The organism is Nocardioides segetis, assembly GCF_051390595.1.
In the GTDB taxonomy this organism is placed as follows: domain Bacteria; phylum Actinomycetota; class Actinomycetes; order Propionibacteriales; family Nocardioidaceae; genus Nocardioides.
Map to the genome: position 1 here is coordinate 1 of NZ_JBNINR010000031.1, position 9977 is coordinate 9977.

Sequence of the window (9977 nt, forward strand, 5' to 3'; positions counted from 1 at the left end):
GAGTACGAGACCATCATGACCGCGCCGGCCACTCAGGCTGCGTGACCCAACCTGTCACCCGATCGTGCAGCAGTCCCGCCTGCCGAAGGTCTCGACTGGCTACCCAGCTCGAGGTTGCTGTCGGATGACGAGATTGTTCGTCTGATCCAGATCGGTGTGTCGCGGCACGGCATCCGGTCGATCCGCTTCACGGGCGGAGAACCGTTGCTGCGACGTGGTCTGGTCGAAATCGTCCGTCGGGTCCGCGGCTTCGGCCCGCATCTGGACCTGTCGCTGACAACCAACGGCATCGGCCTCGCCCGGTTGGCGTCACCCTTGGCTGACGCCGGCCTCGATCGAGTCAACGTCAGCCTCGACTCGATCCGACCAGATTCGTTCAAGGCGCTCACCCGCCGGGACCGCTTGAAGGATGTGCTCGACGGGCTGGAGGCCGCCCACCTAGCGGGGCTGGGCCCGATCAAGGTGAACGCGGTGCTTGTCCGCGGGCTCAACGACGACCAAGCGCCAGAGCTGCTCTCTTGGGCGTTGAACCACGGATATCAACTGCGCTTCATCGAACAGATGCCCTTGGACGCCCAGCACCAGTGGAATCGAACCCAGATGGTGACCGCAGAAGAGACGCTCTCCAACCTCCAGGCCCACTTCAGCCTCACTCCCGCAGAAGAAGAGCGCGGAAACAGGCCGGCAGAGCACTTCGTAGTGGCTGAGGGTCCGCACACGGTGGGGGTCATCGCGAGCGTCACCCGGCCGTTCTGCGGCGCCTGCAACCGGGTACGACTGACCGCCGACGGTCAGGTCAGGAACTGCCTGTTCGCGCGGGAGGAGTCGGACCTGCGCACGACGCTTCGGAGCGGCGCCTCGGACAACGCGATCGGCGACCAGTGGGCGACAGCTGTGATGGCGAAGCAGCCGGGGCACGGCATCAACGACCCTTCCTTCCTCCAGCCGCACCGACCGATGTCCGCCATCGGCGGATAGCTAGCCCGGCTACGCCGCAAACCCCGCACCTGCCGCGGTCATGCCCGACGGACAACATGAACGCGGGTCGGCATCTCAGGCGTCCAACAGGGACCGCCAGTCCGCCATGCGCTCTGCGATCAGGCCCGCCCGGGCTTGGGCGTCCCGGCCTTCGAGGATCTGCAGATCGGCCTCGTCCGCCCGCAGGTAGACCCCCGAGGTCCGCGTGTGGAAGCCGGCGTCACTTACGGCGCGCGTGGTGAAGTAGCCGGAGGCGCGATCGGTCGACTCGATGACAATCTCACCCGTCCCGTCGAGTTCTGGGGCGCCCTCATGGCGCGGTCGCTCACCCTTCCAGTAGTAGAAGATACCCGCAGGCTCGGTGCGCTCCCGGACAGCCTCGCTGCGGTAGCGGGCGGAGAGCATCCCGTCCTCCTGCCAGGCGCGCCCGTCGAGGACCAGCGAACCGCTCGCGTCGCGTGAGATCCGCAGCAGGCTGACCGCAGATGGTTCGTCGTTGGTCCGGGCGGTCAGGGAATGCTGCCACCACAAACCCTCGATGCCGCTCGGAGCGGAGTCCCACTCCGCCGCGATGGCCTTGCGGATCTTCTGATTGAGCGCCCGGACATCGGCCGGCGAAGGGTCCGCGGGATAGCGGACACACGTGAGTCCCAACAGATCTGTCGGGAGTTTCGCACCCTCGGCGTGCAGGATGAAGGTACGGGGCATGCCGATCACACCGCCAAATAGACCCGCTTCGAAAACCACGTTGTCGCGCGGGGAGGCCTGGCCTGGGCCATCGTGGTCGACCCGCCCCTCTGGGCGGCTCGTCCAGTCGTCCTGGGCAAAGATGAACGCAGCGAAGTCCACTTGTCCTGTCAGCTCTACCAGCCGGTCCAGCGTCGACCGACCAGGGTTGAAGGTAGTGGTCCACGGCTCGACATCAGCCACGTCCGAGAGCCCGCGGACCAAAGCCTTGAGCAGTTTCTCCTGCTTGCCGGACGATCCCAGGAAGATGCGGGGCTTCGACACCGTGCTGACCTACTCTCTCGCCGTGTGTTCCGATTGATCTCGAAGAGCACCATAGGACGCGTGGATCGACAGTGGCGCAAGATGTCCGCCATCCAGCAGGCTCGTTCCATGCAGCCGCAAGTCAATGTGACCAAGCACTTTCCCGCCGTCTATCAGGCGCAGCTCGCTGCGGACAAGGCCGCAGAGGACGCAGTCGTGGCAGCCGGTCTGGATCCGCTACTGGTCGAGCTGGTGAAGATGCGAGCCTCCCAGCTGAACGGATGCGCGTTCTGCCTGCGGATGCACACACGAGACGCGATCGCTAAGGGGGAGACCACCGATCGGCTGGCCGTGGTCGCCGCATGGTGGGAGTCGCAGTACTTCACGCCGGCCGAACAGGCAGCCCTTTCGATCGCCGAGCGCATCACCCTGATCAGCGAGCCGCGGCCGTCGGCAGCGCCCGAGGTCGACATCGGTTCCGCGCTCGATGACCGACAGGTGGCCGCGGTGACTGCCGTCGCGATCGCGATCAACACCTGGAATCGGATCGCCGTATCCAGCCACTACCCCGTCTCTCCCTGATCCGGGTCTAGCCATTCAGGTGGGCAGCTCGTTGACCCCGACCGCCGGGACCCTCCGTAGGGATCGACACAGGTTGGAGGTCCCATGCTCGATCCCGGCGTCGCCGCCAGCCATCTACTGTCCCAAAACGGGACACACGCGCGTCCCACGCACCCCCGACGTTGTGCATCGCGGCGCATCTCAGCTCCGCGTCGAGACACGCGGCCATTCGGGCGCCGCGAGACCGAGGAGAGAACTGATGGGACGCATGGACGGCAAGGTCGTGTTCATCACTGGTGCGGCGCGCGGTCAGGGTCGGGCACACGCGATCCGGTTGGCGCAAGAAGGCGCGAACATCATTGCTGTCGACGCTTGCACACAGATCGAGACGATCGGATACAAGACCTCCAGCCGAGACGATCTGGAGGAGACTGTTCGCTTGGTCGAGGCGCTCGATCGTCGTGTCGTACCGGTCGTTGCCGATGTCAGGGACCAAGCCGCGCTGGACGCCGCGGCCAAGGCGGGGGTCGCCGAGCTGGGTCAGATCGACGGAGTGATCGCCAATGCGGGCATCTGGACCCCGGGCAAGGACTTCTGGGAGATCGACGAGGACGCGTGGCGAGACGAGGTTGAGATCAACTTCAACGGGGTCTGGCGGACGTGCAAGGCCTGTGCGCCGTACATGATCGAACGCGAGCAGGGCTCGATCGTCATGATCTCGTCCAACAACGGCGTCGAGCCTGGCCCGAAGATGTCCCACTACGTGGGCACCAAGACCGGAGTGCTCGGGCTGATGCGAGCTTTCGCGATGGAGCTCGGTCCCTACAACGTGCGAGTCAATGCCATTCGACCAGGTGCAATGAATACTCACATGCTCAACTGGCAAGGTGCCTACGACCTCTTCGCCGGGGGCCCCGGAGGGCGCCCTGAGGACGCCACGGTCGGCGGTCACCACTACACGATGTTGCCGCGCACGTCACTGATGAACCCGATCGAGACGGTGTCGAACGCGATCCTGTTCCTTCTGTCCGACGAGGCTGCCAAGATCACCGGAACCCAGCTGGCCGTCGATGCTGGTCACGAGCAGCTCCCTCGCTACAACGCGGCCCCGATCATCTGACCGATGCGCCGAGCTTCCCAGGGGCACTGGGCTCGCCGATGCGTCTCACACGTTCCCCCACTTCCGCGGATCGACGAAGTGCCACACACCTCTTGCATTCTCGGCGCGGAAACGTCCGGCGTAATGCCTGCGAGCATCCGGAGCTGCCGCGTCCCCCTTTGCCGGCGGAAGTTTCTCGCCGCGTAGTGATCGCTCGAGCGGCTGGCGATGTCTTAGGAGACCAGGAGGGGTGCAACCAGCACCCACGGGATCAAGACGGGCACGCGATGAGCAACAACAAGTACAACCTCGAACAACCAGCCCTTTGGGACGAACCCACACCGGAGTCGACACGGACCCGCAGCCGCACGCGACCCCGCCCTGAGGCCGCTCCCCCACCTCAGCCGACCGTTCCCGCGAACCCCCAACCCCACTCCGCCGGCGAGCGCCTCTGGACAGCCGTCGACGTGGCTGCGTACCTCGGTGTACCCATCAAGACCGTCTACGCCTGGCGCAGCCGAGGACGCGGGCCCAAGGGATTCCGCATCGGCAAGCATCTCCGCTGGCGGGTGGCCACGGTCTTCGAATGGTCGCTGGACCAGGAGCGGAACCAGTGATCATCGAGAAGGCCTGTCCCCGATGCGGCCGGCCGTTCTTCGTCTCCGATCGGCCGAAGGCCGGCCGCCCACGGCGGTGGTGCAGCAGCACCTGCCGGAGGCTCGCCTCCGAGGAACGTCGAGCTGCTCAAGCGGGCCACACGGCGATCACCTATGTCACCGAACCGGTGAGCATCGAGCAACACGTCAGCGCCGTTCTCGACTCCCCCAGGGCCTGCCGACGCGTCCTCCGCGAGCTCAACGACCGCAGTGCCCGGGGCGAGCTCGTGGACGCGAAGTGGAGCTCGGTCGCGGACGAAATCGCTCGCCTCCGTCGACCGGACACGGGGAGCCGCTGGGTTCGCTGAACAATCTGCCGGACGTTTCGTCGGGTGAGGTTGGCTGCGCATCGCCACCGTCAGGCACGCTCTGCTTCCCGAGGTTCGGCTGCCCTGAAAGCGGTCGCGCGGTACGCCGTCAGTTGCTCAAGCAGTTCCTTGGCTGCGTCCGAAGGCACCGGCGGCCCCTCGAGTTTGCGGAGCCAGTCGACCAGCTTGCGACCATCCACGAACTGCACCCCGTCCATCTCTCGGCCGTCCTTCACCATCTCCCGCGCTGCTCCCCACAGCACGACGGCCGCCTCAACGTTCACCGGTTGCGCGCGTGCCCGATGCTTCGCTCCGCGCTCTGACTTGAGCATGGTTCTGGCGAGTCCCTGTGCCCTGATGGCTGCCTTCTTCGCCGATGCGGTCATCTCCGCAACGGCGTCCGCGTCGATCGAGCTGCGCCACTTGGTGTCCAGCACGACGATGCCACCCGAGCGCGTGACCACCACGTGGTCGAGGTCGCCACCATGCAGCGTGATGCTGTCGACCCAGCCCCAGACGAGCCGTCGCCGCTTCGCTTTCTGCAGTTCCGACCGCGTGTTGTCCTCGCCCCACGCACCCCTGAGCTGCCATATCGCCGCAGCCTCGTGGGCCATGAATCCCGAGTTGACGAGGTGCAGAGCGGCAGCACTGAGGCCGGCATGAATGAGGCCGATGACGTACCACCGGGCCGGGAGGTCGCTGGTCGCTAGGGGCACTGAGATCAGTGCCGCCGCGAGGACTAACCCCGCCAGGAGGAACGCGACGATGCTGAGGTTGCGGCGCAGCCATCGGCGCCGCAGCCTCTTCAGTTCTCGTCGCGGGAACGGCTGGAACGAGCGCATCTGACCTCCTCTACCTTCGCACCATGGAAGCCGATGCGCCGGCCGCTCGTCCGGCGAATCGGTCAGTGCGGCGGTGCTCGATGCCGCCGTCCGGCTGCTTCAGCGGCGGCTCGATGCTCAGCACACAGCACCTCGACCACCCCGCAGATCGCGCTCCTTTCGCCAGGTTCCCCGCAAACCTCACAGATCCGGCTCGCCGCTTCTGAGGCCGAGCCGACGATCGCAGCGAAACGATGATCGAGTTCGGGCGACGACGGCTCGGCATCGAAAAGAAGCTCGCCACGGGTGCGGGCGATCGCGAAGAGGTATTAGGCAGGATCAAGGGCCGCCAGCGCCCGATCGAGCTCTTCAATGAGCGCAAACCAGCCTTCACCACACCGAATCGCATGCCCGGTGGTCGTCATGCGCGTCAGCACTCGCCCGGGTAGGGCTCCAGCTTCGCGACTCCTGATTTCTTCCATAAACGGAAGATACGCCGGAACTGCCGGCCCGTCGCCGCCATCCACAGGCCTGGATCGACGATTCTCGCGCCGTATGTTTGATCGGTGCCGAAGCCTCCTCCCTCGACCATGCCCCGAGACCTTCTCGAGGAGCCCGTTATGTTCGGCCGGCCCGGCGATGTCACCTGGAACCAGCCGACGACGCCTGCGGCGTACGCGAACGCACGGGCGGCCGAGATGCAGCACCACTTCGTGGTCGAAACGACCGATCGCTTGGAGCAGCTCGGGCGTTCGAAGTCTTGGCTGGAAGAGCGCTCCGGGATCGCACCGGGACGCCTCAGCAAGTTGCTGCGCGGGTACGCGCAGCTCACCTTGAGGGACGTAGCAGCCATCGAAGGGATCCTCGGCCCGATCTTGACCGAGCTGGCCTTCTCTCCGTTCGGAGTTCGGGACTCCGGCCTGCGGGCGCGCTATCAGCGCGGGCAATAGCGGCGGAGTGATGCTCTAAGGGCCCTCGGATCGGGGCATCTGCGGACGATTTGCGCGGCACAACGCTACCGCTGCTGTTGGGCGCCTGCCACCTCTCGGAGCGGCGGGGCGCGACGTGGAGTTGACGACGCCATGGAGGCGGGTCGCGTCGAGACTCAGACTTGGCAATCCCCAGCGCCCAACTGCCGCCGTCGCTACGTTTGCGGCACCCCCCAGCTTCGATCCCAGGACTCCCCAAAATGCGCCTCACCCGAGTAATGGTCAAGAACCACAGCCGGCTTGACGAAACCGACATCGAGATCCGAGGCCACCTGATCCTCGTCGGGCCGAACGACGTCGGAAAGTCGAGTCTCCTCAGGTGCCTGGACCTCCTTCTCGGAGCGAGCACCGCCCAGATCTACAGCCGCACCACGATCGACGACTTCCGCGACGAGACACAGCCGTTCGTCATCGAGGCGACCATCACGGACCTCGGTGCTGACGACCAGGCGGCCTTCCCTGACGAGGCCACGGTCGACCCAGTCACTAACGAGCTGACGCTCACCTTGAGCTTCGAGGCCACCATCGAAGACTCCGACGGCACCATCGCCATCAGCCGAACTGCACCGAACAGCGGTAGCCACCGTCAACTGTCGCGCCTCCAGATCGACCAACTCGGGTGGAACCTCCTCGGCGCCACCGGGATCAGTCGCGAGCTGCGCGAAGACCGCCGCAACGCCGTACAGGACATCTTGCAGCAGGTCGACCTCGGCGCCGAGCAAACCAACTTCGAAACGCTCATAACCCAGATCCAGGACGCGCTAACGACCTCACCCGTCCTCGACGGCATCCGCGGCAACCTATCCGCGCAGCTGTCGAAGGCACTGCCCGTCAGCGTGGACAAGGACGAGCTGAAATTCGAGACCGATGCCATGGCCGACGGCGACGTCCTCGCCGGAGTCCGGCTCCGCCTTGAACGCGACGGTAAGGCCAAGGACCTCACAGAGCAGTCAGACGGCCTGCGAGCCCTCTATGCCATCGCGCTGTACGACCTCGTCAGCACCAGCGCGAACATGGTCGCGGTCGACGAACCTGAAATCCATCTCCACCCGACCAGCCAACGCAGCCTCGCCCGCTTGCTACGCGACGGAAAGAACCAGAAGCTCCTCGCCACCCACTCGCCTGACATCGTCAGCGCGTTCCCAGCCGACAGCATCGTGTCCGTCCGCCCTGGGGGCGTCGTTGTCCAGCCCGACGCCGGCTTTCTGTCCGACGACGAGAAGATGGTCGTGCACTGGTGGGTTCGCGACAAGCTCGAACCGCTGACCGCAAACGGAGTCATAGGTGCGGAAGGCATCTCCGATCGCATCCTCATCGAGCGGATCGCGGACCTCACCGAGCGCAACCTCGACCGACTCGGCATCTCCCTAGTCGAGACCCGAGGATCGGGCAACATGCCGGCCATCATCAAGCTCTTCGGCCTTTCCGGGTTCCAGGTCCCGCTATCCATCCTCATCGACGAGGACGCCCGCGCCGAGACTGCTGGCGTCCTCGGCGTCGCCCCCGCCAACGTCGAGCAGCACGGCGTGTACGTTTCCCAGCCCGACCTCGAGGGCGAGTACATCGCCGCCATCGGCCACGAAGAGACGTGGGACATCCTAGAGAAGTCCGGCCTGTTCACTGCCCACAAGCTGAAGAGTTGCCCCGCGACCGGCCCGGCTGGCACCCGAACCGCCGAAGACGTCCGCGGGTTCTGTCTCAAGAACAAGGTGCACGCCGCCATGGCCGTCGAACGCGTACTCGACCGCGCCACGGCGCAGAAGATCACCAGTGTCTGCGCCGTCCTCGACGAGATCGCCAAGCCTTGATCACCCCCAGCGACACCCAGAAACGCGTCCGCGACCACGACTCCCTCTCGCTCCTATTGGTCGCGCCGGCCGGCTGCGGCAAGACTGAGACCCTCGCGATGCGCATCGCCGGACTCATCGACCGCCGCCACGTGACAGCGCCCCGACGAGTGCTTGCCACGACCTTCACCAACCGCGCCAAAGACAACCTGCGCGGCCGACTGGGCGACCACATCACCTCCGCCCGAATCCGTGATCACATCACCGTTAGCAACTTCCACGGTCTCGCCGCCCGCATCATCCGCGCACACGGCGACGTTGCCGGCATCGACCCCGCCATCGTGCTTCCCGAGAACGACTGGGTCGGCGAACAGCTCCAGAGAATCGGCGTGCAATACAGGGACCGGGACGCCGTGACGGACATCTTGCGCATCACCAAGCAGCAGGCCCTCACCGACAACGAGGTAGCGGCAGCGCTCGACGTGCACGGCAACGACACGGCCATCGCCCTAGAGAAACAGCGCATCGCAGAGAACCGCGCGACCTATGACGACCTGCTCCGCTATGCCGAGCTCATTCTCGCCAACGACACGGTCGCCAACCTCTACCGCAACCACTTCGGCGCTGTCATCGTCGACGAGTACCAGGACCTCACGCCACAACAGCTCCGCGTCCTGAACCGCATCGGCGAAGGGCGCATCACCTTCGCTGGAGACCTCGCACAGGGCATCTACGGGTTCGCGGGTGCCAGCCCTGCCGAGGTAGACGCCACCGTCAGGGCCGTCGCCGTCGAAGTCATCGAGTTCAACGAGTCACACCGCTCGTCCCCCGCAGTGCTCCAGCTCGTCAACTCGCTCAACCCCCTGACCGGCGGTCAGGACCTTCAATGCGCCGACCCGACGTCCTGGCCGAACGGCGGTGTCGCCGCGCTTGTCAACTACGCGGACGCCGATGCTGAAGCCGCCTCCATCGGCCGCCTCGCCAAGTTCATCCTCGGCCGCGCACCGAACCAGCGAGTCGGCATCATCTCTCGCATCAAGAGCCGGCTTCGGTTCGTCGACCCGGTCCTCGAGGCAACCGGCCTGCCACTCCACCGCTGGGAAGATGGCGTCCTCGACACCGACACCGCGAAGCTCGTCCGGTCCCTCCTGCGACGCCTCGACACCGTTGAACTCGCAGCACAGACGGACAAGCTCACCTATCTGAGGGACCTCGCCGCCTTTGACCGTATCGAAGAGCCCGACACCCGCAAAGCACTCGCCGATGCACTCGGCTGGGTCCTCGACCGGCTAAACGAGGGGCTCGACACGAAACAGGTCGCCGCGCGTATAAGGGTTGGCGACCAGACGACGCTGCTCAACGCGCACGGCGTCCACCTGCTCAGCGGCCATGTCGGCAAGGGTCAGCAGTTCGATTGGGTGGTTGTTCTCGGCGCAGAAGACGGAAACATCCCGTTCTTCTTGGCCAAGTCCGAGGCAGAGCAGCTCGAGGAAGCACGCATCCTGTCGGTCATGCTGTCGCGAGCGCGACACGGCGCGTTTGTCACCTACTCGCGAAACGTTCCGAACGCGTCGGGAGCACCGTGGAACCGTGACCGATCCCCGTTCTGGACGCCGCTCACCACGAGCGGCGCACTGACGGGCAAGGCCATTACACAGTGGCTCAACGACGCCGACTGGGACGCCATCTCGCGGAGGTGAGGTTGGGGAACGGTCAAGTCCCTCGTAGTGGTGTAGCGCTGCGTTCCTTCGCTTGGGTTGGTCAGGCGGTTAGGGCCGGCAGGTCATC

Annotated in this window: 10 protein-coding genes; 8 read left to right on the forward strand and 2 right to left on the reverse strand. The window is 65.5% G+C overall.

Annotated features, from left to right (window positions below; translation table 11 throughout):
• The first annotated feature begins 51 nt into the window (after nucleotides 1-51).
• Nucleotides 52-978 carry a GTP 3',8-cyclase MoaA gene (gene moaA / locus ACPZVR_RS25260; RefSeq protein WP_436702465.1) on the forward strand — a complete coding sequence of 309 codons (927 nt, stop codon included), beginning with the start codon at nucleotides 52-54 and terminating at the stop codon, nucleotides 976-978.
• Nucleotides 979-1053: 75 nt separating this feature from the next.
• Here the strand turns inward: moaA and ACPZVR_RS25265 are convergent, their stop codons facing one another.
• On the reverse strand, nucleotides 1054-1989 hold the full coding sequence (locus ACPZVR_RS25265) for a TIR domain-containing protein (protein ID WP_436702456.1): 936 nt from the start codon (nucleotides 1987-1989) through the stop codon (nucleotides 1054-1056).
• 81 nt (nucleotides 1990-2070) lie between these two features.
• Here ACPZVR_RS25265 and ACPZVR_RS25270 point away from each other — a divergent pair, with 81 nt between their 5' ends.
• From ACPZVR_RS25270 to ACPZVR_RS25280, 3 genes are all read left to right on the forward strand, one after another.
• The gene (locus ACPZVR_RS25270) at nucleotides 2071-2550 is read left to right on the forward strand and encodes a carboxymuconolactone decarboxylase family protein (RefSeq protein ID WP_436702457.1); all 480 of its coding nucleotides are present in this window, start codon (nucleotides 2071-2073) and stop codon (nucleotides 2548-2550) included.
• 238 nt (nucleotides 2551-2788) lie between these two features.
• Nucleotides 2789-3649, forward strand: a complete 861-nt coding sequence (locus ACPZVR_RS25275; protein WP_436702458.1) for a mycofactocin-coupled SDR family oxidoreductase — start codon at nucleotides 2789-2791, stop codon at nucleotides 3647-3649.
• 266 nt (nucleotides 3650-3915) lie between these two features.
• The gene (locus ACPZVR_RS25280) at nucleotides 3916-4245 is read left to right on the forward strand and encodes a helix-turn-helix transcriptional regulator (protein ID WP_436702459.1); all 330 of its coding nucleotides are present in this window, start codon (nucleotides 3916-3918) and stop codon (nucleotides 4243-4245) included.
• Between the two features lie 397 nt (nucleotides 4246-4642).
• On the opposite strand, the gene ACPZVR_RS25285 is transcribed toward ACPZVR_RS25280, so the two are convergent.
• A complete protein-coding gene (locus ACPZVR_RS25285; protein ID WP_436702460.1) occupies nucleotides 4643-5434 on the reverse strand; it encodes a nuclease-related domain-containing protein in 792 nt (263 codons plus the stop codon).
• A gap of 233 nt (nucleotides 5435-5667) precedes the next feature.
• On the opposite strand from ACPZVR_RS25285, the gene ACPZVR_RS25290 reads away from it, so the two are divergent.
• From ACPZVR_RS25290 to ACPZVR_RS25305, 4 genes are all read left to right on the forward strand, one after another.
• Nucleotides 5668-5862: a hypothetical protein gene (locus tag ACPZVR_RS25290; RefSeq protein ID WP_436702461.1), complete on the forward strand. Its 195-nt coding sequence runs from the start codon at nucleotides 5668-5670 to the stop codon at nucleotides 5860-5862.
• 171 nt (nucleotides 5863-6033) lie between these two features.
• Nucleotides 6034-6363, forward strand: coding sequence for a helix-turn-helix domain-containing protein (locus ACPZVR_RS25295; RefSeq protein WP_436702462.1), 330 nt, complete (start codon nucleotides 6034-6036; stop codon nucleotides 6361-6363).
• A gap of 239 nt (nucleotides 6364-6602) precedes the next feature.
• Nucleotides 6603-8210 (forward strand): ATP-dependent nuclease, encoded by a 1608-nt coding sequence (locus ACPZVR_RS25300; RefSeq protein WP_436702463.1) that lies wholly within the window; start codon nucleotides 6603-6605, stop codon nucleotides 8208-8210.
• Entirely contained in the window at nucleotides 8207-9889 is a 1683-nt protein-coding gene (locus tag ACPZVR_RS25305) for a UvrD-helicase domain-containing protein (RefSeq protein ID WP_436702464.1), read from the forward strand. Before ACPZVR_RS25300 ends, ACPZVR_RS25305 begins: the two co-directional genes overlap by 4 nt.
• Nucleotides 9890-9977 lie beyond the last annotated feature (88 nt).